The sequence below is a fragment of the Aureimonas sp. AU40 genome, from assembly GCF_001463785.1.
Taxonomy (GTDB): Bacteria; Pseudomonadota; Alphaproteobacteria; order Rhizobiales; family Rhizobiaceae; genus Aureimonas.
On the sequence record NZ_BBWL01000054.1, the window covers coordinates 58,557 to 82,524 of the forward strand.

The window sequence follows — 23,968 nt, forward strand, 5'->3', positions numbered from 1 at the left end:
GATCAGCCTTTCAGAGTGGCGCCGAGCGCCTCGATGCGGTGGAGAAGCGTGGAAAGCACAGCGCGCAGCCGCTCGGCCCGTCGCTCGTCGTAGCGGAAGGGCGGGGCTTCCGTTTCGAGATGGGTGGCTTGCGCCAGTTCCATCTGGATGGCGTGGACGCCCTCCTTGGGCCGCCCGTAATGGCGCGTGGTCCAGCCGCCCTTGAAGCGCCCGTTGAGCACGCTGGAGAAGCCGTCTGCCGCAGCGCAGATCTCGCGTGCCGCCTGCTCGATCTCGGGGGCGCAGGTTCGCCCCTCGTCCGTGCCGATGTTCAAATCCGGCAGCCGTCCCTCGAACAGGAACGGAATGTGCGAGCGGATGGAATGGCAGTCGTAGAGAATGGCGTAGCCGTGCAGCGCCTTGACCCGTTCGATCTCGGTAGACAGCGCCTCGTGATAGGGCTTGTGGAAGGCGGCGAGCCGCCGCGCCGTTTCCGCCTCGTCCGGCTCCTCGCCCTCGCGCCAGATCGGTTGGCCGTCGAAATCGATGACCGGTATGAGGCCGGTCGTGTTCTGGCCGGGATAAAGGCTCGCCCCCGACGGGTCGCGATTGGCATCGATCACGTAGCGATGGAAGGTCGCCCGCACCGTCGTGGCACCGGGCAGAAGCCCGTCGTAGAGGCGCTCGATATGCCAGTCCGTGTCGCGGAGGAGCCGCCCTTCCGCGTTCAATTTGGCCTCGATCTCGGGGGGAACGAGCGTTCCCGTGTGGGGAAACGCGATGACGACGGGCGAGGTGCCCTGGTGCCGTTCGAAGACGCTCATCGACCGAACCTCTTTCCTTGGAAATAGCGGGCATGGAGGGGATTGAAGCCGATGCGATAGACCAGCTCGGCCGGGCTTCCGACATCCCAGACCGCGAGATCGGCGGACTTGCCGGGCTCGATCGTGCCGGTCTCGGCCAGGAGGCCCAACGCGCGCGCCGCCTCGCGCGTCGTTCCGGCGAGACATTCCTCCACCGTCAGCCGGAACAGCGTCGCGCCCATGTTCATGGTGAGAAGCAGCGATGTCAGCGGCGAGGTGCCGGGGTTGCAGTCGGTCGCCAGCGCCAGCTTCGTGCCGGCCTGGCGGAACAGGTCCACCGGCGGCGCCTGCGTCTCGCGAATGAAGTAATAGGCGCCGGGCAGGAGCACGGCGACCGTGCCGCTGGCCATCATGGCCGCCGCGTCTTCCGCCGTCGCATATTCGAGATGGTCGGCCGAAAGCGCCCCGAAGCGCGCCGCCAGCGCCGCGCCGCCGGCATGGGACAATTGCTCGGCATGAAGCTTCACCGGCAGGCCCAGCGCGCGCGCCGCCTCGAAGACATCGGTCATCTCTTCCGCCGAAAAGGCGATGCCCTCGCAGAACCCGTCCACCGCATCCACCAGCCCGCGCCGATGCGCCTCGCGCAGACCGGGTATCGCGACCTCCCGGAGATAGTCGGCGTTGCGGCCCTTGTAGTCGGCGGGCGTCGCGTGGGCGGCGAGCCAGCTCGTCACGATCCGCACCGGGCGCAGGCTCGCCAGCAGCCGCGCGGCCTCCAGCATCCGGCATTCCGCCTCGATTTCCAGCCCGTAGCCGGACTTGATCTCCACCGTCGAGACGCCTTCCGCCAGGAGCGCGTCGAGGCGCGGCAGCGCGGTCTCGGCCAGCTCGCGCACCGAGAGCGCGCGCGTGGCGGCAAGCGAGGCGACGATGCCGCCCCCTGCCCTGGCGATCTCCTCGTAGCTCGCGCCGGCGAGGCGCATTTCGAATTCGCGCGCTCTGGTGCCGCCATGAACGAGATGGGTGTGGCAGTCGATCAGGGCCGGCGTCACCCAGCGCCCGCCGAGATCCACCACGTCCGCGCCCTCGGTGCCGGGAAGCGCGGCGCGCGGGCCGGCATAGCTGATACGCCCCGCCTCGATCAGGATCGCGCCGTCCTCGACGACACCCAGCCCGTCGGCATCCTCGCGCAGCGTCGCCAGCCGCGCATTGGTCAGGAGTTGGCTCATGCGGAGTCCTCTGGAAAGGCCGGGGCGCGAAGAAGCGCGCGCATCACCGCGATGTCGGCGTTCATCGGCCGGTCGTCGGCATAGGGCGGCACGACCGCGCGCACCCGGCGGTAGAGCGTCTGCGTGCCCGGCGCACGGTCCGCGATCGGCTGAAGCTCGTAGGCCTGGCTAGCGCACAAAAGCTCGATCGCCAGAATGTCGCCGAGATTATCGAGGATCGCGAGAAGCTTCGTGGCGGCTGGTGTCGCGTGGGTCAGCATATCCTCCTGCAAGGCGGAGGTGATGCCGCCGTCGAGGCTCGCGGGCTGGGCAAGACGCCGGTTCTCGGCGACGAGCGCGGCGGCGGTGTATTGCGCGATCATGTAGCCGGAGAAGACGCCCCCCTCCTGTGCCAGAAAGGCGGGAAGGCCGCTCACCAGCGGGTTCACCAGCCGGTCGATCCGCCGCTCGGCCATCGCCGCGACCTCGGCGGCGGCGACAGCCAGCCCGTCCAGCGCCAGCGCCAGCGCGGCGGCCACGGCATGGGCCTCGGATCGCACCACGGGTTGTTCCGGCGTGCCCGACACGGCCGGATTGTCGGTCACGCTCGCCAGCTCGTCCGCCAAAGCGCGCTCAGTCGCCGACCATACGTCGCGCGCCGCGCCGTGAACGTGCGGAACCGCCCGCAGGCTCAAAGGGTCCTGCGTGCGACGCCCCGCCCGCTCCGCCAGGAGCGGACTGCCGGCGAGCAGCTCGCGCATCCGCCGCCCCACCGCCTGCAGCCCTTCGCAGCGGCGCAAGGCCAGCGTCTCGGCGTCGAACGTGCCCGCCTGGCTTCCCAGATTCTCGTAGGTCATCGCGGCGGCGGCGTCCGCCCAGTCGAGAAGCGCTTCGAGGCGCGCGAGGGCGAGGCAGCCGAGCCCGGTGGAACAGGGCGTTCCGTTGACGAGGCTCAAGCCTTCCTTGGCTTCCAGAACCAGCGGCGCGCGGCCGATCCGCGCCATCGCTTCCGTGCCGTCGATCCGCTCCGCCCCGGCCATGGCCTCGCCGTGCCCGATCAGCACGAGGCCGATCGCCGCCGCGTGGGTGAGATAGCCGACCGAGCCGCGCGAGGGGACGAGCGGCAGGATGTCGGCGTCGAGCAGAGCGATCAGCGCGTCCACCACCTCAAGCCGCACGCCCGAGGCGCCGTGGGCGAAACCGTTGATCTCGGCCGCCATCACGGCGCGCGTTTCCTCGCGCCCCAGCGGCTCACCCAGCCCGCAGGCGTGGCTGAAAAGGAGATTGCGCGACAGCGCCTGCTGGAGCGGGCGATCCACGATCACGTCGCAAAGCGCCCCGACGCCGGTGTTGATGCCGTAGCCGCGAATGCCCTTTTCGGACAAAGCCACGACGATCCGCCGGCCTTGGGCGATGCGCTCGCGAGCGGCTTCCGTCAGCGCGAGCGGCGCCCCACGCGCCACGCGGGCGATCTCGGCGGGAGACAGGGGCCGGTCGAGATGGACCATCGCAGAAGGTGCCGCCGCCGTCATTGCAGCCTCCGCAGCGCCTTGGCGAAGGCGGCGTCGATCGCCTCGTCGGCCGCATGGCGGCGCTCGCGGATCGCGAACCGGCCGCCGACGACGACGTCGCGCACCACGTCCGGGACGGCGAAGAGCCAGCGGTCGAGGATCGCGTCGCCCTCGCGCCCTTCGGCGGCCGCGGCGATGAACGGGTTCGCGCCGTCGAGCACCACCAGATCGGCCGGGGCGCCGACGCGAATGCCGGATGCCGCGACGCCCGTCGCTTGCGCCCCGCCCGCCAGCGCCGCCTCGAACATCGTGCGCCCGACCGACGCGCCCGGGCCGGAAGCGAGGCGGTTGCGCCGGCGATCGCGCAGCCGCTGGCCGTATTCGAGAAGCCGCAACTCCTCGGCGAGGCCGGTCGCGACATGACTGTCGGTTCCGATCCCCAGTCGCCCACCGGCGGCGAGATAGCGGGTGGCGGGAAAGATGCCGTCGCCGAGATTGGCTTCGGTCGCCGGGCAAAGGCCCGCGACGGCGCCGGACGCGGCGAGGCGCGCCGTCTCCTCCGGTGTCATGTGCGTGGCATGGATGGCGCACCAGCGGGCGTCCACCGCCATCTCGTCCAAGAGCCATTCCACCGGCCGCCGTCCGCTCCAGGCGAGGCATTCCTCGACCTCGCGCTCCTGCTCGGCGACATGAATGTGGATCGGGCCTCCGCTGCGTTCCTCCGCCAAAATCGCGCGGATTTCCTCGGGCGTCGCGGCGCGCAGCGAGTGGATCGCCAGACCCAGCGTCGCGCCCGACGCCTCGCAGGCGGGAGCGAGCGTCTGGAGGAGCGTCAGGAAGCCGTCGACATCGTGCAGGAAAGGCCGCTGGCCCTCGCCCGGCGCGGCGCCGCCGAAATTCGAATGGGCGTAGAAGACGGGAAGATGCGTGAGGCCGATCCCGGCCGTGGCGGCGGCCGCGAGAATGCGGCGCGAGGTCTCGGCGGGATCGGCATAGGGCGCGCCGTCGGCCCCGTGATGGAGGTAATGAAACTCCGCGACGCGCGAGAAGCCGCCCTTCAGCATCTCGACATAGAGCTTGGCGGCGATGGCCCCGATGTCGTCCGGCGTCATCAGCCCAAGCGTTCGATACATCTCGGCGCGCCAGGTCCAGAAACTGTCGTCGCCCCGCCCTGCCCGCTCGGCCAGACCCGCCATGGCGCGCTGGAAGGCATGGGAATGCAGGTTGGCGAGGGCGGGAACCACGGGCCCGCGCAGGCGCTCGCCCCCTTCGGCAGTCGATCCCGACGACACCGAGGCGATCCGCCCGTCCGCGCCCACCTCGATCGCGACATCGCGCGCCCAGCCTCCCGGCAGGAGGGCGATCGGACAATGGAAGCGCGAGGTCGGTGAAGGCATGAAAGCTCCAGCGCCAGGAGAAGTTGCCTATACAACATTGCGCATTTCGATGTCCGTCGCAAGCGGGCGCTGGTCAAAACCTGCCGACTTGTCTCTATATGAATCGACGCATGAGGCGCGGGGAGGACATCGATCTGTCGACGGAAGGGGCGCGTGAAAACCAGTCGGAGCAGCAGGTCCCGCTCTACGAGAAGCTGAAGGACTATGTCCGAAGCCGCGTGGACACGGGCGAATGGCAGACGGACCATCGTGTGCCCTCCGAGAACGAGTTCGTCGACATGCTCGGCATCAGCCGGATGACCGTGAACCGTGCATTGCGCGAGCTGGCGGCGGAGGGCGTCGTCGTGCGCATTCGCGGCAAGGGCTCCTTCGTCGCTCCGAAGAAGCGCAGCTCGCTGTTCCAGGGCGTGCCCAACATCGCCGACGAGATCGGCGCGCGTGGCGGCGCGCATTCGCCCCAGGTCGTCCTCTTGCAGGAGGAGATCTGCGGCCCCGAACTGGCCGACGTTCTGGAGCTGGAGATCGGCGCGCGCGTCGTCCACTCCGTGATCCTTCACAGGGAAGACGACCTGCCGATCCAGATCGAGGACCGGTTCGTCAATCCCCGCCTCGCGCCGGACTATCTCACCCAGGACTTCACCGCGATCACGCCCAACAGCTATCTCTCGGCCGTCGCGCCCATCGTGCGGGCGCAGCAGTTCATCGAGGCGATCGCCGCCTACCCCTGGGAATGCAAGCTTCTCGGCATCGGCAAGACCGAGCCCTGCCTTCTGGTCCGGCGCCGCACATGGTGCGAGGCCGGGCTCGTCTCCACGGTGCGGCTGCTCTACCCCGGAAGCCGCTACCGGCTGGAGACCAATTCCTGAGAGCCGCCGCCCGGCGGAGGGCTCGCGGCCGGACCCGTGAGGCGGATCACCCGGCCTTTCTCTGGTCGAACGCGTCCTGCCCGTAGACCCGGCCGAAGCGATTGGCGAGGAAGGCGGCAAGCTCGATCTCCTCTTGCCGAATGAAGCCCTGCGCGGGCAGCGCGCCCTCGGCCAGGAGATCGAGAACCGTGCAGATGCCGGCGGCGGTGGTGATCTGAATGGCGCTCATCCGCCGCCCGGCCACCACGCCGGCATAGACCTTGTTGGCGTAGGTCTCCTGCAGGTAGCGGCCCTCGCGCCAGCCGCAGACGGTCACGAAGACGATGACCACGTCCTGAAGCGTCGCCGGCAAGGCGTGCTCGAACAGGTCCTTCAGCACCTCGCGCCGGTTCTTCAGGTTGAAGTCGTTGAGCAAGGCCTTGATGATGGCTTGGTGGCCGGGATAGCGAATGGTGCGGTAGTTCATCGTCCGCACGCGGCCTTCCAGCGTCTTGGCCAGGGTGCCGAGCCCGCCGGACGTGTTGAAGGCCTCGTAGGTCACGCCGTCCAGCGAGAACTCCTCGCGCTCCTCCATCGCGGGAACGGCGATCAGCCTACCTTCCACGATGGCTTCGCAGGGCTCGATATATTCGTTGATGAGCCCGTCGGTGCTCCAAGTCAGGTTGTAGTTCAGCGCGTTCGAGGGATATTGAGGCAGTGCGCCGACGCGCATCCGAACACTGTCGAGACGCTCGAAGCGCTTGGCGAGATCGTTGGCGACGATCGAGATGAAGCCGGGCGCCAGGCCGCATTGCGGAATGAAGGCGCTCCCCGCGCCCTCCGCCAGCGCCTCCACCATCCGGGTCGTTGCGACATCCTCGGTCAGGTCGAGATAATGAACGCCGGCCTCGCGCGCGGCCTTGGCGATCCGGCCCGTCAGGTGGAAGGGCGCGGCCGAAAGAACCGCGAACTTGCCCTGGAGAGCGGCGGCAAGGTCGCGCTCGTCGCAAATGTCGACGGCGCGGGTGGTGACGGCCGGATGCGCCTCGATCTTGCGAAGCTGCTCGTCGCTGCGATCGGCCAAAACGACCCGGTAGTCGCCGGTCTGCGCCAGCATGAGCGCGATGGCGCCCCCGATCTTCCCAGCGCCGATCACCACGATCTCGTTCATGTCCCACTCCCGCTGCCGAACTCACATAAAGGCAGCATAAAGACGGAGCGGGTGGATCATAGCGTCGGTTTGCGTCAATCGACGCTTCCGATTAGACAATATGACGACACGTTTTGACGGATCGCATGGAATGATCGACCTGACGGTGAAGGACCGGGAACTTCTGGCTTTGCTGGGCGAAAACGCCCGAATGCCGGTGGCGACGCTGGCCAAGCGGCTGGGCGTGTCCCGCACCACGGCGCAGGCGCGGCTGGAGCGCCTGGAGCGGATCGGCGTGATCGCGGGCTACGGCGTCAGGCTGTCGGAGGCCTATGCGTCCAGTCTGGTGCGGGCGCATATCCTCGTCACCATCGCGCCGAAGTCGCTCAGTGAGGTGACGGCCGCGATGGGCAAGGTGCAGGCCGTCACCGAGCTTCACTCGATCAGCGGCGCGTTCGATCTGATCGCGATCATCGCCGCGCCGTCCATCGCCGAACTCGACCAGCGGATCGACGAGATCGGCGCGATCGAGGGCGTGGAGCGCACGCAATCCTCGATCATTCTTTCCACGCGCATCGCGAGGTGAAGCCGGTCGGCGGGCCGTCCGTTCAGCCGGCCTCGCGCATCGACGCCTCGCCCAAGAGCGACAGCGCCTCCTCGTCCGTCAGCGGCTCGGGGCGCTCGCAGCGGGACGCGACCGCGACGCCGCGTTCCTCCTCGGCGGAGCGAAGGATGGACAGCATGACGTCGAGAATGTGGAACGCCCAGTCGCCGTTGACGCGGCAGGTGCGCCCGCTCTCGATCGCCCGCGCCATCTCGGCCAGGCCGAGGCCGCGATAATTGGCGTAGAGCGGCTTGGCGAGGGGGTAGTTCACCCGGCCGAAGAAGCGCTCGCTCGTGTCGCTCGGCCGCCAGTCGTCGCGGTCTTCGGCCCGCTCGATCCGCCCACCGAAGAAGTTGGGGTCGGGCACGCGCAGCGAGGCCGTTTCGCCATGCAGCTCGATCGGCAGATGCGCGTGCTTCCAGACGTCCCAGCTCGCCAGAAGCGTGACCTGCGCGCCGCTCTCGAAGGACAGGACGGCGTGGACGGTGGTCGGCACCTCGACGCGGATGCGCTGGCCGACATTCGGCCCCTCGGCCGTGACGACGCGCTCAGGCAGGCCGATCCGGCCGACGGCGGTAACCTTCGCCACCGGCCCCAGCAGCGTCACCAGCGCGCCGATGTAATAGGGTCCCATGTCGAGAACGGGGCCGCCGCCAGGCTGGAAATAATAGGCCGGCGCGGGGTGCCAGTGCTCCATGCCGCGCGACATGATGGTGGCGATGCCGGAGACGACGGGGCCGGTCACGCCCTCGTCGATCAGACGGCGGCAGGTCTGAAGGCCGGGGCCGAGGATCGTGTCGGGCGCCGAGCCGACCTGCAGCCCCCTTTCCCTGGCGGAGGCCACGATGGCGCGGCCGTCCTCCAGCGATGTCGCGAGCGGCTTCTCGGTATAGACATGCTTGCCAGCTGCCAGCGCCCGCAGCGAGACCTCGGCATGGGCGTCCGGGTTGGTGAGGTTGAGGACGATGTCCACGTCGTCGCTGGCGTAGAGTTCGTCCAGCGACAGGGCTTTCAGCCCATACTGCCCCGCCCTCGTCTCGGCCGCCTCGCGCCGCATGTCGGCGCAGGCGGTAAAGCGGATGTCGCGAAACAGCGCCGCGTTTCTGAGATAGATGTCGGAAATGACGCCGCATCCGACAAGGCCGATACGCTGCACCATCGGGTCAGCTCCTTTCTTCGAAACGCCGGAAAGCTGCGAGCGACGTGCGCGCGAAGCGGGTGAAATCGCTGGGATTGTCGTGTTCGGCGATCATCAGATCGGCCCCAGCCGCCTTGCCCGCCTTCCACAGCGCTTCCCAGTCGAGCACGCCTTCGCCGACATCGGCCCAGCCGTCCTCGTCCGTCTTGGTGCCGGCAGGCGCGATGTCCTTGACGTGCAGGGACGCGACGCGGCCGGAATAGCGCTGGAGCCAGGCGGCGGGGTCCTCTTCGCCGCGCACGACCCAAGCGAGGTCGGCCTCCCACTCGATCGCGGGATCGGCGTCGAGAATGTAGCTCAGCGGCCGACCGCCGCCCTCGACCTCGCGCATCTCGAAATCATGGTTGTGCCAGGCGGCGCGCAGGCCTTCCGCCTTCACGCGCCGGGCGATCGTGGCCACGCGCTCGCCGAAGGCCTGCCAACCCGCCGCGTCGCTCGGGCGCGCGTCCGGCAGGAGATAGGGCAGAACGACGATCTCGTTGCCGAGCGTGCGGGCGATCTCCATGCAGCGGGCGAAATCGCTTTCCAGAAGCTCGACGCTGAAATGGCCGCTGCGCGCCGAAAGGCCGTTGGCGTCCAGCGCCGCCTTGAGGGCCGGCACGTCGTCGTAGAGCCCGCGAAAGCATTCGACATCGGTGTAGCCGAGGGCGGCGAGGTCCCGCAGCCGGTCCGCCAGCGGCGGGGCGTTGCGGGCGGAATAAAGCTGCATGGAGAAGGTGGTCATAGCGAACTCCTTGTGAAGCGACGGAGGGGAAGGCGGGAGGCCGCGCGTCGGCCGTCCTTCCCTGGCTTGCGCGGGAAGGCCGGGGCCGGCGGGGGCCGATGGGGTGTCCGGGCCGTGTCGAAGGGGCCGAGAGCGGTTTGAAGGGGTCGCGGGGCTAGAGCCGTTCGCCGTCCGGTCCGAAGAGCGAGGCCTTGGGCATGTCGAGCGCGAAGCGCAGCGTTTCGCCGACGCGGTGGCCGCTTTCGCCGTCGGTGCGGATCGCCAGAGGCTGGCCGCCGAGGCTGGTCCAAAGCAGCGTGTCGGCGCCCATCGGCTCCACGACCTCGATGCGCCCTTCGGCCGGAACGAGACCGGGGCCCTCCCCGCCCCTCAAACGGATATGCTCGGGGCGCAGGCCGAGGCTGGCTTCGCCGGGCGGCGGCGCGCCCGTGCCCGCGAATTCGTAGCCACTGAGCGGCAGGTCCTGCGACCCGGCGCGAAACCGGCCGTTCTCCAGACGCCCTTCGATGAAGTTCATCGCCGGCGAGCCGATGAAACCGGCCACGAACCGGTTCACCGGGCGGCGATAGACTTCTGCGGGCGGCCCGAGCTGCTGGATCACGCCGCCCTTCATGACGACGATCCGATCTGCCAGCGTCAGCGCTTCGATCTGGTCGTGCGTGACGTAGATCATCGTATTGCCGAGGCTCTGGTGCAGGCGCTTGATCTCCACCCGCAGCTCGGCCCGCAGCTTGGCGTCCAGATTGGACAGGGGCTCGTCGAACAGGAACACGTCGACCTCGCGCACCAGGGCGCGGCCGATGGCGACGCGCTGGCGCTGGCCGCCGGACAGTTCCGCCGGCTTGCGCTTGAGATAGGGTTCGAGCTGCAGCATCTTCGCCGCTTTGGCGATGCGCGCCGCGATGTCGGCGCGCGGCGTGCCGTTCATGCGCAGGCCGAAGGACAGGTTCTCCTCCACGCTCATGCGCGGATAAAGCGCGTAGGACTGGAACACCATGCCGATGCCGCGATCCTTCGGCTCGGCCCAGGTGACGTTGCGCCCGGAAATCCAGATCTCGCCGTCGGTGATGTCGAGAAGCCCGGCGATGGCGTTGAGCAGCGTGGACTTGCCGCAGCCCGACGGACCCAGCAGCACCAGGAACTCGCCCTGCCGCACCTCCAGATCGAGCTTGTCGATCGCGCGCAGCGCGCCGTAGTGGATGTCGAGCTCGCGAACCGCGACGCTCATAGCCTGAACGCTGGACATCATCATCCCTTCACGCTCCCCGCTGCAATGCCGCGCACGAACCAGCGGCCGGACAGGAGATAGACGACGAGCGGCACGAGGGCCGTGAGGATCGTCGCCGCCATGTTGACGTTGTGGAGTTTCTCGCCCTGCGCGGCGTTGACGATGTTGTTGAGCTGCACCGTCATCGGCAGGTTCTCGCGGCCCGCGAAGACGAGGCCGAGAATGAAGTCGTTCCAGATGCCGGTGACCTGAAGAATGACGGCGACCACCAGCATGGGCGTCGACATGGGCAGCATCACATGGGCGAAGATGCGCCAGAAGCCGCCACCGTCGATGCGCGCCGCCTTGAACAGCTCGGGCGGAAGGCCGGCATAGAAGTTGCGAAACAGAAGCGTCATCACCGGCAGGCCGAAGATGACGTGGACGAGCACGATGCCCGGCAGAGAGCCATAGATGCCGAGCGTCGAGAAGATGCGCACTAAGGGATAGATAAAGACCTGATAGGGGATGAAGGCCCCGAGCAGCAGAACCACGAAGAGCACATTGGCCCCGCGCACCCGCCAGAGCGACAGGGCGTAGCCGGTGACCGAGCCGAGCGCGATCGAGGCGATCACGGAGGGCACGAGGATCTTCACCGAGTTCAGGAAGCCGACCTGGATGCCGGAGCAGTCGAGCCCGGTGCAGGCCGTGGACCACGCCGCGACCCAGGCCTGGAAGCCGGGATCGGCGGGCCAGGCGAAGATATTGGCAAGGCGCACCTCGTCCATCGTCTTCAGCGAGGTGACGATCATGATGTAGAGCGGCAGCAGGAAGAAGGCCGCCGACAGGGCGAGGAAGGTGTAGAGCCCGACCCGGCCCGCCGTGAGGCGCCGGGGCCGGGCGCCGCGATGGGTGGCGGCGCGGTCGAGGGTCGCGGGCGAGATCGTATCGATCGTGGTCATCAGGCGCCTCCCCTCTCCTTGCGGAAGTATTCGGCATAGATCCAGGGCGCCAAAACGCAGAGGACGGTGACGAGAAGAACCGTCGAGGCGGCGGCGGCCAAGCCGATATTCTGACGCTCGAACAGGTAGTCCATCACGTATTTGGCGGGCACGGCGGTGGACGTGCCGGGGCCGCCGTTGGTCAGCGCGACCACGAGATCGTAGACTTTCACCACCGCGATCGAGAGCAGCACCACGGAGGTGATGATCATCGGCTTGAGCAGCGGCAGCACGATCGAGACATAGACGCGCCAGGTGGGGATGCCGTCGACGCGGGCGGCCTTCCACAATTCCTCGTCCACGCCGCGCAGGCCCGCCAGCATCAGCGCCATGACCAGCCCGGCCGACTGCCAGACGCCGGCGATCACCACGGCATAGAGCGCCATGTCGCGACGCACGACCCAGTCGAAGCGGAAGCTCGCCCAGCCCATGGACTGCACCGCTTCCTGAATGCCGAGCGTCGGGTTCATCATCCATTGCCAGACGAGGCCGGTGACGATGAAGGACATGGCGTGCGGATAAAGGAAGATGGTCCGCAGCCCGTCCTCGCCGCGCACGCGCTGGTCGATCGCCACCGCGAGGAGGAAGCCGAGAACCAGGCAGAAGCCGATGAACAGGACGCCGAACAGCGCCATGTTCTGCACCGAGACCAGCCAGCGCGGATCGCCGAACAGGCGCTGGTATTGCTCGGTGCCGACGAACGTGTTGACCGGGAGCAGCCGGGAGCCGGTGAAGGACATCCAGACCGTCCATCCCATCGTCCCGACATAGGCGAAGAGAACGATGAGGATCGTGGGAGACAGCGCGACGACCGGGACGGCCGAGCGCCGGATGCGCGTCGCCATGGGCGGGCTTCCTTTCAGCGTTCGGGACGGTGCGGGGCCGCGCCGGAGGCGACCCCGACGCGCTCAGCGGGCGGCTGTCATGACGGAGGCGAAGTCCGCCGCGAAATCTTCCGCCGTCGCCGAGGGATCGTTGAAGTAGGAGGTGATCGTGTCCTGCAATGCGCCGACCGTGTCGGCCGAAACGTGGAAGTTGACGGACGGGATCTGGTTGGCCGGGTCCTTCACCAGTTCGGCGCCCCGGCGCGCGCAGGCGTCCATGCTGGAGACATCGACATCGGTGCGCACGGGGATCGAGCCCTTCTTCTCGTTGAAGGCGATCTGCGTGGCGGGGTCGAGCAGGGTCTTGGCGAGAAGCGTCTGAGCCTCGGTCGCCGCGCCGCCGCCGATCTTGGGAAACACGAAGACGTCGCCGCCCATGAGATAGCCGGCCTCGCCCGGCACGAGGGCGCAGCCCGCTTCCTTGCCCGGCGTCTTTCCGGCGGCGATGAAGTCGCCCTTGGCCCAGTCGCCCATGATCTGGATGCCGGCCTGGCCGGTGATGACCATGCTGGTGGCGTCGTTCCAGTTGCGACCCGGCGCGCCGGCGTCGATATAGTCGCGCATCCGGTGGAAGGTCGCGGCGACGCGCTGGAAGGCCTCGGACTTGATCGCCGCCTCGTCCTTATCGCGATAGACCTTGTAGAAGAGGTCCTTGCCGCCTTGGCCGAGCAGCACGGCGTCGAACACCAGCGCCTCCTGCCAGGGCTGGCCGCCCCAGGCGATAGGGGTGACGCCCGCCGCCTTCAGCTTGTCCATGTCGGCGAAGAACGCGTCGAACGTCTTGGGCGCTTCGCTGATCCCGGCCTTCTGGAAGGTCTCGGTGTTGTAGAACATCCAGTTGTGGCCGTGGATATTGACCGGCACGGCGTAGAACTTTCCCTCGCGCGAGGCCGCCTGGACGATCGGCGCGGGAATGACGTCGCGCCATTTCTGCTCGGCCGCGACGGCGTCGAGATCCACCAGCAGCCCCTGGCCGACGAGATCGTCGAACTGGCGGCCGGTGTTGAACTGCGAGGACGTGGGCGGATTGCCGCCGACGATGCGGTTGATGGCCGCCGCACGGGCGTTCTGCCCGCCTCCGATCGCGGCATCGACCCAGGTTCCGCCGGCCTTTTCGTAGGCATCGGCGAAGACGCGCACGCCCGCCGCTTCGCCGCCCGATGTCCACCAGTGCATTACTTCGGCCCGCAACGGCTCCTGCGCCGAAGCACCCGACAATAGGGCGCAAGACATCGTGGCGCCCAAAAGGGCACCTCGCATCAGCTTCAACATGGACTCTCCTCCCAGAGACGACTCGTTCGACTGATGTAATCGATTACAAATCCAATGCTATTCGACACTGCAATCGATTACAAGTAAGATGATCTTGAAATCGTTCTTGCGGAGCAGCATGGCATTGGCGAAAAACAGGGTTGGCGGTGCAGCGCAAGGGGTGCGGATCGGCGATGTGGCTTTGGAGGCCGGGGTTTCCACCGCGACGGTCAGCCGGGCGCTGGCCAGCCCGGATCAGGTCCGGCCCGAGCTGCGGGCGCGGGTCCACGCCGCCGTCGCCAAGCTCGGCTACACGCCCAATGCGGCGGCGCGCCAGCTTCGCGTCAAGCGCAGCCGCACCGTGCTGGTCGTCACGCGCAAGCGCTGGAGCGCGCCCTTCTTCGCCGAAGTTCTGCGCGGGCTCGACGCCGAGTTCGCGGCGGCCGGCTACGCCATGGTTCTCGGCAATGTGGACTCCGTGGAGGGCGAGCGCAGCCGCCAGCTCATGGACCTGATGTTTTCCGGCACGATCGACGGCGCCGTGCTCCTGTCCGGGCTCGTCGCCTCGGTGGACGGTCGCACCATGTTCGACACCGGGCTCCCCCTCGTCTCGCTCTGCGCCGCGATCGAGGGAACGCACACGATCCTGACGGACGAGGACGCCTGCATGGCGCGGGCCCTGCACGAGCTCATAGCGCTCGGGCATCGCGACTTTCTCTACCTCTGCGGACCGGCCGGGAACTACAACGAGATCGTGCGCTGGCAGGCGCTCTCCGCCGCCTTCGAAGCGGCGGGCCCCGGGCTGACGCTGACACGGGCGAGCCAGGGCGACTTCTCGATGGAAAGCGGGGTAGAGGCCGCGCACGAGTTTCTGGCTGCTGGCGAGCGACGCCCGAGCGCGGTGATCGCGGTGTCCGACGAGAACGCCATCGGCTTCATGACCACGATCCAGGAGGCGGGCGTCAACGTGCCGGGCGAGGTCTCAGTGCTGGGCTTCGACGGCATCGAATTCGCCGATTTCTGCCGCCCCGCCCTGTCCACGATCCGCCAGCCGCGTTTCGAACTCGGGCGGACGGGCGCGCGCATGCTGATCGAGGCGATCGCGGCCGACACGCCGCAGGAGCCGATCCGGCACGTCCTTCGCAACGAGCTCGACCTGCGGGCCTCGACCGGACCGGCGCCCGTGAGGTCTCGCCCGTAAGCAACGGAACGCGGCCGCGAGCGCAGATGAATTTTCATGAAGAGCAATTTCAATGATAAGGCGATATTACTGAGCATCGAATAGAAGCGTTCTATTCTGAAATACTTCCAAACTAAACTTGTTGCCGACGGTATCCGCGGGTGGTAGGCGGCTTTCTGCTTACGTTCCCCTTCAGGAGACCATCGTGTCCATGACCCTGCGCCGCATCGCGGCGGCGAGCTTGATCGCCCCTTTTCTGGCCCTGGCTGCGACGACGCTCGCGGCCGCCGAGCCGCGCTCCGTGACCGACGTCATCGGACGCGAGGTGAAGGTCGACCTGCCCGCCCAGCGCGTCGTTCTCGGCTTCTACTTCGAGGACTATATGGCGGTCGGCGGGGAGAAGGCCTTCGACCACGTCGTCGGCCTGTCGCGCGAGGCCTGGGAAGGCTGGGTGCCCGCCAACTGGGCCATGCACACGGCCCATCGCCCGTCCCTGACCGACATCGCCGATGTCGGCGAGGTCGAGGCGCAGACCTTCTCGGTCGAGAAGGTACTGGCGCTCAAGCCCGATCTCCTGGTTCTGGCGGACTGGCAATACAAGGCGCTGGGGCTCGATGCCGATCGCATCGAGGAAAACGGCATTCCCATCGTCGTGGTGGACTACAACGCCCAGACCGTGGAGCGCCATGCCGCCTCGACGCGGCTTCTCGGCACGCTGACCGGCGAGGAGGCACGGGCCGGCGAGATCGCCTCCTTCTACGAGGGCGCGCTGAAGGACGTGGCCGACCGGGTCGTCAAGTCCGGGCTGCCCAAGCCGAAGGTCTATGTCGAGTTCGGCAACAAGGGCCCGGCGGAATACTCGTTCACCTACGGCAAGAACATGTGGGGCGCGATGGCGACCGCCGCCGGCGGCGACAATATCGCCGCGCCCTTCGTGGAATGGTGGGGGCCGATCAACCCCGAACAGGTGCTGGCGTCCAAGCCCGACGCGATCTTCCTGTCGGGCCGCGAGAACAACAAGAACCCCGCCGCCCTTCCGATGGGCCAGGGTGTGGAGCCCGCCGTGGCGCGCGAGAAGCTGAAGGCCTTCGAGAGCCGTCCCGGCTGGGCGGAGCTTCCCGCCGTGAAGAACGGCCAGCTCTTCGGCGTCTACCAGGGCGCCTCGCGCACCAATTCCGACTTCGCCATGGTGCAGTTCATCGCCAAGCAGCTTTACCCCGCCGCCTTCGCCGACGTCGATCCGGTGGCGAACTACCTCGCCTACTACGCCAAGTATCTGCCGGTCATGCCGAAGGGCTCGTTCGCGATCGACGTGAAGGGCTGAGGCCGCCAAGCGGGAGGCGCGGCGCTTGGGCGCCGCGCCTCCCGCGTATTGCAACGGACATTCCATGACATCGGCTTCCAAGCATGCCGGCGCGATCGCCGACCACCGACGCCGGGAGCGACGGCGCTGGCGTGCGCTGGCGCTCTTCGCGCTCGCCACCTCGGTCAGTCTCGTTCTCGACGTGGCGACCGGCCCGTCGCTGCTGCCGCCCGGCGAGGTGCTGCGCTCGCTGACCGGGCTCGGCGAGCGGGCGGAAATGACGGATTCCATCGTCCGGCAGCTGCGCCTGCCCATGGCGCTGATGGCGCTCAGCGTCGGCGCGGCGCTGGGCGCGGGCGGCGCGCAGATGCAGACGATCCTCGACAATCCGATGGCCAGTCCCTACACGCTCGGCATGGCGGCCGCCGCCGGCTTCGGCGCCGCGCTCGTTCTGGCGCTCGGCGGCTTAGGGCTCGACGCGATGATCGCCGTGCCCATCGGCGCCTTCGTCTTCTCCATGCTGGCCGCCCTGTTTCTCTTCGCGCTCGCCTCCATGCGGCGGATGCGGGGCGACACGATCATTCTCGGCGGCATCGCGCTTCTGTTCCTCTTCCAGTCGCTCCTTTCGCTGATCCAGTTCCTGTCTTCGCCCGAACTCTCCCAGCAAATCCTGTTCTGGCTCTTCGGCAGCCTGAGCAAGGCGACCTGGCCGACCTTCTGGCTGACCACCGCCGTCACCGCCCTCTGCGGCGCCCTGCTCCTGCGCGATTCCTGGAAGCTCGCGGCGCTGCGCATGGGCGAAACGCGGGCGGCGAGTCTTGGCGTCGACGTTCGGCGGCTCCGCATGAAGACCTTGGTGATCGTCGCGGTGATGACGGCGACCGCCACCAGCTTCGTCGGCGTGATCGGCTTCGTCGGCCTCGTCGCGCCGCATATCGCAAGGATGGGCATCGGCGAGGACCAGCGCTTTCTCCTGCCCATGTCGATGCTCTGCGGCGCCTTGATCCTGTCGGCGGCCTCCGTCCTGTCGAAGTCGATCGTGCCCGGCGCCCTGTTTCCGGTGGGGATCGTCACCGCCATCGTCGGCGTGCCCTTTCTTCTCTGGCTGATCTTCGCGCCGCGAGGCACGGGCCGATGATGCGGCTCGAGGCCGTCGCCGTCTCGCGCGGCGGGCGCACGATCCTGCAAGGCGTCAGCGCGTCGCTGGAGCGCGGTCGCATCCATGCAGTGATCGGCCCGAACGGCGCCGGCAAGACGACGCTGCTGCGCGCGCTCTTCGCGGATCTGCCGCTGGCAACGGGGCAGATCGAACTCGGCGGGCTGCGTCTTGGCCCCGGTCGGCGGGGCGCGGGGCTGAAAGCCTGGCGCCACGCCTTCGCCTACATGCCGCAGGACAGCGCCGCCGATGTCGCCATGACGGTTCTGGAAGTGGTGGTGCTCGGTCGGCTGGGCCGCCTTCAGTTCCATATCGACGACGAGACGCTGCACGACGCCATGGCGCGGCTGGAGGATTGCGGCATCGCCTCGCTCGCCAACCGGTCGATCGGCTCACTTAGCGGCGGCCAGCGCCAGATGGCCATGTTCGCGCAGGTTCTCATGCGCGAGCCCGCCGCCATGCTTTTGGACGAGCCGGTCAGCGCCCTCGATCTCAAGCACCAGATCGCGCTTCTCGACCTCGTGCGCCGCGAAACGCGGGCCAAAGGCTGGGTGACGGTCGTGGTGCTGCACGATCTCAATCTCGCCTGCCAATATGCCGACACCCTCCTCGTCGTGGCGGACGGAACGTTGCGGGCCTGCGGCCCGCCGCGAAGCCTCGTCACCGCCGATCTCATCGGCGCCGTCTACGGCGTCGAGGTCGAGGTTCTGCACGATCGCAGGGGCTCGCCCATGGTTCAGCCGCTTGGCGCCGCACGCCGCTCCGCCTCCTCTCCTCAGAAGGAACCGCAACCGTGAAACGCGCTCTCTCCGCCGCGATCGCCCTGCTTCTCCTCGCCGCGCCGGGACAGGCCGCCGAGCACGAGGTGCGGATGCTGAACTACGGGAAGGACGGCGGAATGGTGTTCGAGCCGGCCTTCGTGCTGGCCGAGCCGGGCGACACGGTGACCTTCGTGCCCGGCAATAGCGGCCATTTCGTCCAGTCCTATGCCGTGCCGGACGGCGCGAAGGCCTGGAAAAGCACCGTGGACGAGCGGTTCTCGGTCCTCTTGGAGCAGGAGGGCTTCTATCTCTATGTCTGCCCGCCGCATCTCATGATGTCGATGCTCGGCGCCATTCAGGTGGGACGAGCCGGCAATATCGAGGATGTCAAAAGCCGGGCCGCGAAGCTGCGGCCCAAGCTGGTGATGAAGGGCGAGCGGCTCGACGCCGCGCTCGCCCAGATCGTGGAGGACTGACGCGCGGCGCTCGCCCCGCCGCCGTGCTTCGTCAGGGCCGAATTGCCTCGGCATAGATGTCGAGAACGCGCGTCACGCTGGCCAGAAGAAGCGCTCTTGGCCGAGGCTCGACCTTGCCGGCTTCCACCAGCGGATAGAGCTGCCCGAGATGCTGGCTGACGAGCGGCAGCGGCAGGGCTCTGTCCCCGAGCCTTTCCAGAAGACGCTCCACCGCCGCCTTCGCCTCCGGCTCCGGCCAGTAGTAGCGGATGCGGTCGCTGAACGAATAATGGCGCTGGAGCCGCTGCTCACTTTCGTCGCCGGGATAGTATTTCAGCCAATTGCCCGGCGCGGCGAGCATCACCCGTTCCATGGTCTCGGGCAGGGTCTCCTCGCCCTTGGCCGGCACGAGAATGTCGGCGATGGCGGAAAGGCCGTAGAGCGCCTCGCGCAGCGCGAAGGTGAGCCAGGGGCCGACTTTCAGGATGGCGAACCCGTCGCGCACCAGGGCTCGCAGAGCCGCCGCCGGCTGATAGTCGGTGGAATGGGCCTCGAACACGAAGCCCGGCAGGTCTCGCAAGCTGGCCGACAGGGCTCGCGCCTTGTCCGGTTCGTAGACCACGAGTTCGGCATTGCCGAACTCGACGCCCGGCTGCACGACGGCGCCCACCGCGCGGCCGAACGCCTCCGAAAGACCCGCCTTCGCGAAGGCTTCCCGATGTACCTCGATCGTGCGCCGCGCTGCGTCGGGCGTCGTAATCTGAAGATGGTCCAGCGCTTCGAAGGCGCCGCCCGGCACCGGCACTTCCGTGCCCACGACATAGACGGGGAGCGGGCTGCCCTCGCCCCGCGCGGCGCCTTCGGCCCGCGCCGCCAGCCGGGCGGCGCGCTCGGCCACCACCTCGTCGGCGAGCGCCGCAGGTTCGCCCGCGCAGCCCATGGACGTGTCGAGATGCAGCTTGGTAAAGCCGGCCTCGGTGAAGGCCTCGATCATGATCTCGGCCTTGCGCATGGCCTCGTCCGCCGGCAGCGTCTTCCAGGGATTGGGTCCCAGATGGTCGCCGCCGAGCACCAGCCGGTCGAGCGGGAATCCGAGATCGGCGGCAATGCCTTCCACGAAGCGCCGGAAATCCGCCGGCGTCATGCCGGTGTAGCCGCCGTCCTGGTTTACCTGATTGCAGGTCGCCTCGATCAGGACGTCCGTGCCATGCGCCAGCCCATGACGAAGCGCGGCCTCGATCACCAGCGGATGGGCCGAGCAGACCGAGCAGATGCCGGCGGCCTCGCCGGCGGCAAAGCGCCGCGCGATCGCGGCGAAGCGCTCGCTCGCCGTCGTTGCCGCCGCGTTCATCGTCCGCTCTCCCGCTGACCTGTTTCGATCAGGGACTGGATCTCCGCCAGGGTTCCCGTGCCCGCCATCGGCCCCTTGGCGCCGACGGCCAGGGCGCCGCAGGCATTGGCGACGCGCAACGCCTCGGCGGGGCCGGCGCCGCGAAGCCAGGCGCAGACGAAGCCCGCGCCGAAACAATCCCCCGCGCCGGTCGGGTCGATCTCTTCGGCGGCGAAGGCGGACATGGCCGTGCGGCCGTCGCGGTCGTAATGAACGGCCCCGTCCGCGCCCTTCTTCAACACGATCGCCGCAACGCCGCGATCCAGAAGCTCGGCCACCGCGCCCGCCTCGTCCTCGGCCCTGGCGAAGAGGAAGAGTTCCGAGCCCGACGGCAGAAATAGGTCCGAGGATGCCAGGACGCTCGCAAGCGCCTCGCGCATGCCGGGCAGGTCCAGCATCTCGCGCCGGATATTGGGGTCGAAGGACACGGTTCCGCCCTTCGCCTTCACGGCCCGTATCGCATCCTCCACCACCTCGATCACCGCCGGGGAGAAGAGCGAGGAGCCCATGACGTGGAAATGGTCGGCCCTGTCCAGAAGCGCGCGCGCTTCCGGCGTCGTCGCGATGTGGCCGGAGGCGCTGAGCGGGATATTGTAGACGAAGGCCCGGCTTCCGTCCGCCGCGTAGCGCACGAAGGCGGTGCCGGTGGGCACGCCCGGCAGCATCGCGATGGCGGAGGTGTCGACGCCGCTCGCCTTCAGCCGCTCGACATTGAGCGTGCCGAAATCGTCGGCGCCGACCGCCGCGATCATGCCGCAGGCCTGCCCCAGCCGGGCGGCCTGGTCGATGAAGATCGCCGGCGCGCCGGAGGGAAACGGCCCGACGAGCGGCCCCGGCTCCAGAAAGGTCTGGCCGATCCGGGTGGCCATGATCTCGACCAGGATCTCCCCGGCGGTCACCAGCATCTTCGATCCCTTCGGATCCATCGCGTTTCTCCTTGGGTGATTTCGTTCAGGCGGACTGGCGTTCGACGATCGCGGCATCGAGAAGCACCGTCTCCTCGGCCGCGTCGTCCGCTACCTCGCCGCCCATGCGCCGCAGCAGGATATCCATCGCCCGGCGGCCGATCTCGTCGTAGTTCTGCGCCACGGTGGTCAGCGGCGGGCAGGTGTAGCGCGACAGCGGGTGGTCGTCGTGGCCGGCGATCCGCAGGTGGCAATCCTCGCCCCGGCCGACCCTCAGGCCCGCCTGCCAGGCGGCGGCGAGCGCGCCGAAGGCCAGCCGGTCGTTGGCGCACAGGATCGTGCGTCCCTTCACGGAGCCGGCCTCGATCGCGAGGCGCATGGTCTCGAAACCGAAGCGCTCGAAATCCCAATCCCGCGCCGCGGGCAGGTCGAGCGACTTCGGCTCCAACCCTTGCGAGCGCATCGCGGCATCAAAGGCGCGGGCGCGGTCCGAGGCGTTGGCGTTGACCGCCGGCATGCCGAGAAACCAGGGCGGCGTGCCGGTCCGGCAGAGATGGTCGATGATCAAGCCGAAGGACCGTCGATTGTCCGTGCCCACGAAGCTTGCGGGATGGGACGGCGCGGAATCGACATAGACGAGCGGGATGTCCGTCTCCAGCCGCTCCAGTGCCTGCGACCCGCCGGCCTGGGCGGCGCCCAACGGCGCCACCACCGCGCCGGCCACGCTCATGGAGGACAGGGTCCGCACCGCCTGGACCTCCTTGGCCTGATCGCCGTCCGACGACAGCACGAAGGCCTGAAACCCCGCATCGCCGGCGATGGCCTGCATGCGCCGCGTCAGCGCCGCGTAGAACGGGTCCGACGGGTCGGGAACGATGACGCCGACGATGTTGGAGCGACGGCGGACGAGGTTGGCGGCCAGCATGTTGGGATGAAAGCCCGAGGTCGCCAGCGCCGCCTCGATGCGCCGCCGCGTCGTGTCCTTCAGGCTCGACGGATCGTTGAAGAACTTCGAGACGGTCGGCCGCGACAGGCCGACGAACAGGGAGAACTCCTCCATCGTGCGAACCGGCGTTTCGAGAACCCGTTGCCTGGGCGTCACGGCCATCCTCCCCAGAGATCGTTCGACAACCCGGTGGGGTCGGTTCGGCAACTTGTCAAACGATCTCTCAAGCCGAAAACTGGACCTTCATCGTATCGGGACCCGCTCCGCCCTTGCGAAAGAAGGGGCCGACCTCGTCCAAGGGAAGCCGGTGCGACACGAGCCGGCTCATGCCGCCGACATCGCTGCGCAACAGAGCGAGGGCGCGCTCGATCTGCCCGTTCAGCGAATGCGCGCCGCAGAGGCGAAGCTGCCGGCGAAAGATTTCGAACGGCGCGATTTCGATGCGCGCATCGGGCGCGCAGACGCCGAAGAAGAGAACCGTGCCGCCATCGGCGACATAGCTCGGCAGCGTCGCGGCCACGCTGGCGACCCCCGTCGCGTCCGCCGCGAAGTCGAACCCGCGCTTCATCGCCTCCAGCGCCGAGGACCCCGGCGCCATGACCTCGAGGCCGAGCGACTGCGCGAAGACCAGACGATGCTCGTTGATGTCGGCGACGACGACCCGCCCGGCACCGGCGCTTTTCAGCGCGAGGGCCAAAAGCAGGCCGATGGGGCCGGCGCCGATCACCAGCGCCGCCTCCGGGCGGCGAGCGCCGGGCGCGGTGACGCCCGAGGCGTCGAGCCCGTTGAGCACGCAGGCCAAGGGCTCCGCCAGCGCCGCCGTGTCGAAGGCGAGATCGCCGATATCGTGGAGATGGCCGACATCCACGAGGCAATATTCGGCAAAGCCGCCGTCCCGCGTCACCCCATAGGCTTCCAGCCGCTCGCAGAGATTGGCGAGCCCCTTGCGGCAGGACGCGCAGTGCCCGCAGGCGATGTTGGGGTCCGCCACCACGCGGGCGCCGACTTCGAGCGTCGAGACGTCGTCGGCCACGGCTTCCACCACACCCGCGAACTCATGGCCGGGAACGATGGGAAAGGCGCCCGCCCCGTATCGGCCATGCAGGATGTCGATGTCCGTGTGGCAGAGGCCCGACGCCTTGATGCGCACCAGGGCATGTCGAGGCCGGATCGCGGCCACCGGCAGATCGGTGATGACGGCGACGCCTTCGGACTGGAACTGAACGGCCTTCATGCTTGGGCTCCCGAGAGAGGGCGGATGGCACTGACCCCCAGGGGATCAGCTCATCCAGTTGCCGCCGTCGACATTGTAGGTCTGCGCCAGGATGTAGTCGCTGTCGCTGGAAGCGAGGAAGACGGCGAGACCCGCGATGTCCTCGGGCTGGGCGAAGCGGCCGATCGGAACGCTTTTCGCCACCGCCGCCTTCTTCTCGCCGGGGGCGAGGCCCTCCCATTTGGCGAAAGCGGCGTCCACCTGCTCCCAATGCTCGCCGTCCACCACGCCGGGGGCGATGGCGTTGACCTGAATGCCGTGCTTCACGAGGCCGAGCGCGGCCGACTGCGTGGCCGAGATGATGGCGGCCTTGGACGCGCAGTAGAGCAGAACCAGCGCCTCGCCCCGGCGCCCGGCCTGGCTTGCCATGTTGATGATCTTGCCGCCGCGCTTGCGCGCGATCATGGCGTTGGACACCGCCTTCATCATGAAGAGCGGCCCTCTCAGGTTGACCGACAGGACCCGCTCGTAGCTCTCCGGCGTGATGTCGGTGATCGGCGCCATGTCGAAGATCGCCGCGTTGTTCACGAGGATGTCGATACCGCCATGGGCATCGTCCACCTCGGCCACGACGCGCTCGATCGAGGCGAGATCGGTGACGTCGAGCCGCACGGCATGGGCCTGCGGGCCGATCTCGCCGGCCGCCTGCGTGGCGCGCTCGATATTGACGTCGGCGATCACGACGCGGGCGCCTTCGCGAACGAAGGCCTGCGCGAAGCCGAGCCCGATGCCCCGGGCTCCGCCCGTGACGAGTGCGGTCTTACCCTCGAGTTTCATTGGTTCGATCCTGATCGGGAAAAGGGTCCCGGCGGCCTTGCGGCTGCGGCGCCGGTTTGG

General features: G+C 68.2%; 23 protein-coding genes. 7 read left to right on the forward strand and 16 right to left on the reverse strand.

The genetic code is table 11. From position 1 onward, the window contains the following. Positions 1-2: 2 nt before the first annotated feature. Genes hutG through hutF form a run of 4 tightly spaced genes read right to left on the reverse strand, consistent with a single transcriptional unit; the run spans position 3 to position 4,898 of the window. A complete protein-coding gene (gene hutG / locus AUL32_RS21380; protein ID WP_061978749.1) occupies positions 3-803 on the reverse strand; it encodes an N-formylglutamate deformylase in 801 nt (266 codons plus the stop codon). Next, complete coding sequence (gene hutI / locus AUL32_RS21385) at positions 800-2,011, reverse strand: imidazolonepropionase (protein WP_061978750.1); 1,212 nt, start codon at positions 2,009-2,011, stop codon at positions 800-802. The genes hutG and hutI overlap by 4 nt, the downstream gene beginning before the upstream one ends. Continuing rightward, positions 2,008-3,522 (reverse strand): HAL/PAL/TAL family ammonia-lyase, encoded by a 1,515-nt coding sequence (locus tag AUL32_RS21390; protein WP_244493101.1) that lies wholly within the window; start codon positions 3,520-3,522, stop codon positions 2,008-2,010. Before AUL32_RS21390 ends, hutI begins: the two co-directional genes overlap by 4 nt. Beyond that, complete coding sequence (gene hutF / locus AUL32_RS21395) at positions 3,519-4,898, reverse strand: formimidoylglutamate deiminase (RefSeq protein ID WP_062119709.1); 1,380 nt, start codon at positions 4,896-4,898, stop codon at positions 3,519-3,521. The genes AUL32_RS21390 and hutF overlap by 4 nt, the downstream gene beginning before the upstream one ends. A 134-nt stretch (positions 4,899-5,032) precedes the next feature. Here hutF and hutC point away from each other — a divergent pair, with 134 nt between their 5' ends. After that, positions 5,033-5,764: a histidine utilization repressor gene (gene hutC / locus AUL32_RS21400; protein WP_374700976.1), complete on the forward strand. Its 732-nt coding sequence runs from the start codon at positions 5,033-5,035 to the stop codon at positions 5,762-5,764. 46 nt (positions 5,765-5,810) lie between these two features. Here hutC and AUL32_RS21405 read toward each other — a convergent pair whose 3' ends face one another. Next, positions 5,811-6,914, reverse strand: a complete 1,104-nt coding sequence (locus AUL32_RS21405) for a saccharopine dehydrogenase family protein (RefSeq protein ID WP_062119712.1) — start codon at positions 6,912-6,914, stop codon at positions 5,811-5,813. Positions 6,915-7,044: 130 nt separating this feature from the next. Here AUL32_RS21405 and AUL32_RS21410 point away from each other — a divergent pair, with 130 nt between their 5' ends. Next, positions 7,045-7,479 (forward strand): Lrp/AsnC family transcriptional regulator, encoded by a 435-nt coding sequence (locus AUL32_RS21410; protein WP_374700973.1) that lies wholly within the window; start codon positions 7,045-7,047, stop codon positions 7,477-7,479. A gap of 22 nt (positions 7,480-7,501) precedes the next feature. Here AUL32_RS21410 and AUL32_RS21415 read toward each other — a convergent pair whose 3' ends face one another. The 6 genes from AUL32_RS21415 to AUL32_RS21440 all read right to left on the reverse strand — a co-directional run bounded on the left by AUL32_RS21415 (position 7,502) and on the right by AUL32_RS21440 (position 13,687). Continuing rightward, positions 7,502-8,656, reverse strand: a complete 1,155-nt coding sequence (locus AUL32_RS21415) for a Gfo/Idh/MocA family protein (RefSeq protein ID WP_061978754.1) — start codon at positions 8,654-8,656, stop codon at positions 7,502-7,504. 4 nt (positions 8,657-8,660) lie between these two features. Further along, positions 8,661-9,419 (reverse strand): sugar phosphate isomerase/epimerase family protein, encoded by a 759-nt coding sequence (locus tag AUL32_RS21420; protein ID WP_061978755.1) that lies wholly within the window; start codon positions 9,417-9,419, stop codon positions 8,661-8,663. A 154-nt stretch (positions 9,420-9,573) separates the two neighbouring features. After that, positions 9,574-10,665, reverse strand: coding sequence for an ABC transporter ATP-binding protein (locus tag AUL32_RS21425; protein WP_374700977.1), 1,092 nt, complete (start codon positions 10,663-10,665; stop codon positions 9,574-9,576). A 2-nt stretch (positions 10,666-10,667) separates the two neighbouring features. After that, on the reverse strand, positions 10,668-11,588 hold the full coding sequence (locus AUL32_RS21430) for a carbohydrate ABC transporter permease (protein ID WP_062119715.1): 921 nt from the start codon (positions 11,586-11,588) through the stop codon (positions 10,668-10,670). Beyond that, positions 11,588-12,472: a carbohydrate ABC transporter permease gene (locus tag AUL32_RS21435; RefSeq protein ID WP_061978757.1), complete on the reverse strand. Its 885-nt coding sequence runs from the start codon at positions 12,470-12,472 to the stop codon at positions 11,588-11,590. Before AUL32_RS21435 ends, AUL32_RS21430 begins: the two co-directional genes overlap by 1 nt. 63 nt (positions 12,473-12,535) lie before the next feature. Next, positions 12,536-13,687: an ABC transporter substrate-binding protein gene (locus tag AUL32_RS21440; RefSeq protein ID WP_244493102.1), complete on the reverse strand. Its 1,152-nt coding sequence runs from the start codon at positions 13,685-13,687 to the stop codon at positions 12,536-12,538. A gap of 214 nt (positions 13,688-13,901) precedes the next feature. Here AUL32_RS21440 and AUL32_RS21445 point away from each other — a divergent pair, with 214 nt between their 5' ends. The 5 genes from AUL32_RS21445 to AUL32_RS21465 all read left to right on the forward strand — a co-directional run bounded on the left by AUL32_RS21445 (position 13,902) and on the right by AUL32_RS21465 (position 18,638). Further along, entirely contained in the window at positions 13,902-14,963 is a 1,062-nt protein-coding gene (locus tag AUL32_RS21445) for a LacI family DNA-binding transcriptional regulator (protein WP_192847500.1), read from the forward strand. Positions 14,964-15,153: 190 nt separating this feature from the next. Beyond that, the gene (locus tag AUL32_RS21450; RefSeq protein WP_082659960.1) at positions 15,154-16,266 is read left to right on the forward strand and encodes an ABC transporter substrate-binding protein; all 1,113 of its coding nucleotides are present in this window, start codon (positions 15,154-15,156) and stop codon (positions 16,264-16,266) included. A gap of 64 nt (positions 16,267-16,330) precedes the next feature. Next, positions 16,331-17,383: a FecCD family ABC transporter permease gene (locus AUL32_RS21455; protein WP_062119723.1), complete on the forward strand. Its 1,053-nt coding sequence runs from the start codon at positions 16,331-16,333 to the stop codon at positions 17,381-17,383. Continuing rightward, complete coding sequence (locus tag AUL32_RS21460) at positions 17,380-18,198, forward strand: ABC transporter ATP-binding protein (RefSeq protein WP_062119726.1); 819 nt, start codon at positions 17,380-17,382, stop codon at positions 18,196-18,198. Before AUL32_RS21455 ends, AUL32_RS21460 begins: the two co-directional genes overlap by 4 nt. Next, complete coding sequence (locus AUL32_RS21465; RefSeq protein ID WP_062119729.1) at positions 18,195-18,638, forward strand: pseudoazurin; 444 nt, start codon at positions 18,195-18,197, stop codon at positions 18,636-18,638. The genes AUL32_RS21460 and AUL32_RS21465 overlap by 4 nt, the downstream gene beginning before the upstream one ends. A 31-nt stretch (positions 18,639-18,669) precedes the next feature. Here the strand turns inward: AUL32_RS21465 and AUL32_RS21470 are convergent, their stop codons facing one another. From AUL32_RS21470 to AUL32_RS21490, 5 genes are all read right to left on the reverse strand, one after another. Then, positions 18,670-19,968 (reverse strand): D-tagatose-bisphosphate aldolase, class II, non-catalytic subunit, encoded by a 1,299-nt coding sequence (locus AUL32_RS21470; RefSeq protein ID WP_062119731.1) that lies wholly within the window; start codon positions 19,966-19,968, stop codon positions 18,670-18,672. Next, a complete protein-coding gene (locus AUL32_RS21475; RefSeq protein WP_062119734.1) occupies positions 19,965-20,933 on the reverse strand; it encodes a tagatose kinase in 969 nt (322 codons plus the stop codon). Before AUL32_RS21475 ends, AUL32_RS21470 begins: the two co-directional genes overlap by 4 nt. Positions 20,934-20,958: 25 nt before the next feature. After that, positions 20,959-21,972 carry a LacI family DNA-binding transcriptional regulator gene (locus AUL32_RS21480; RefSeq protein WP_062120100.1) on the reverse strand — a complete coding sequence of 338 codons (1,014 nt, stop codon included), beginning with the start codon at positions 21,970-21,972 and terminating at the stop codon, positions 20,959-20,961. 109 nt (positions 21,973-22,081) lie between these two features. Continuing rightward, positions 22,082-23,092, reverse strand: a complete 1,011-nt coding sequence (locus tag AUL32_RS21485; protein WP_062119736.1) for a zinc-dependent alcohol dehydrogenase family protein — start codon at positions 23,090-23,092, stop codon at positions 22,082-22,084. Between the two features lie 45 nt (positions 23,093-23,137). Beyond that, entirely contained in the window at positions 23,138-23,908 is a 771-nt protein-coding gene (locus AUL32_RS21490) for an L-iditol 2-dehydrogenase (RefSeq protein WP_062119737.1), read from the reverse strand. Positions 23,909-23,968: the final 60 nt, after the last annotated feature.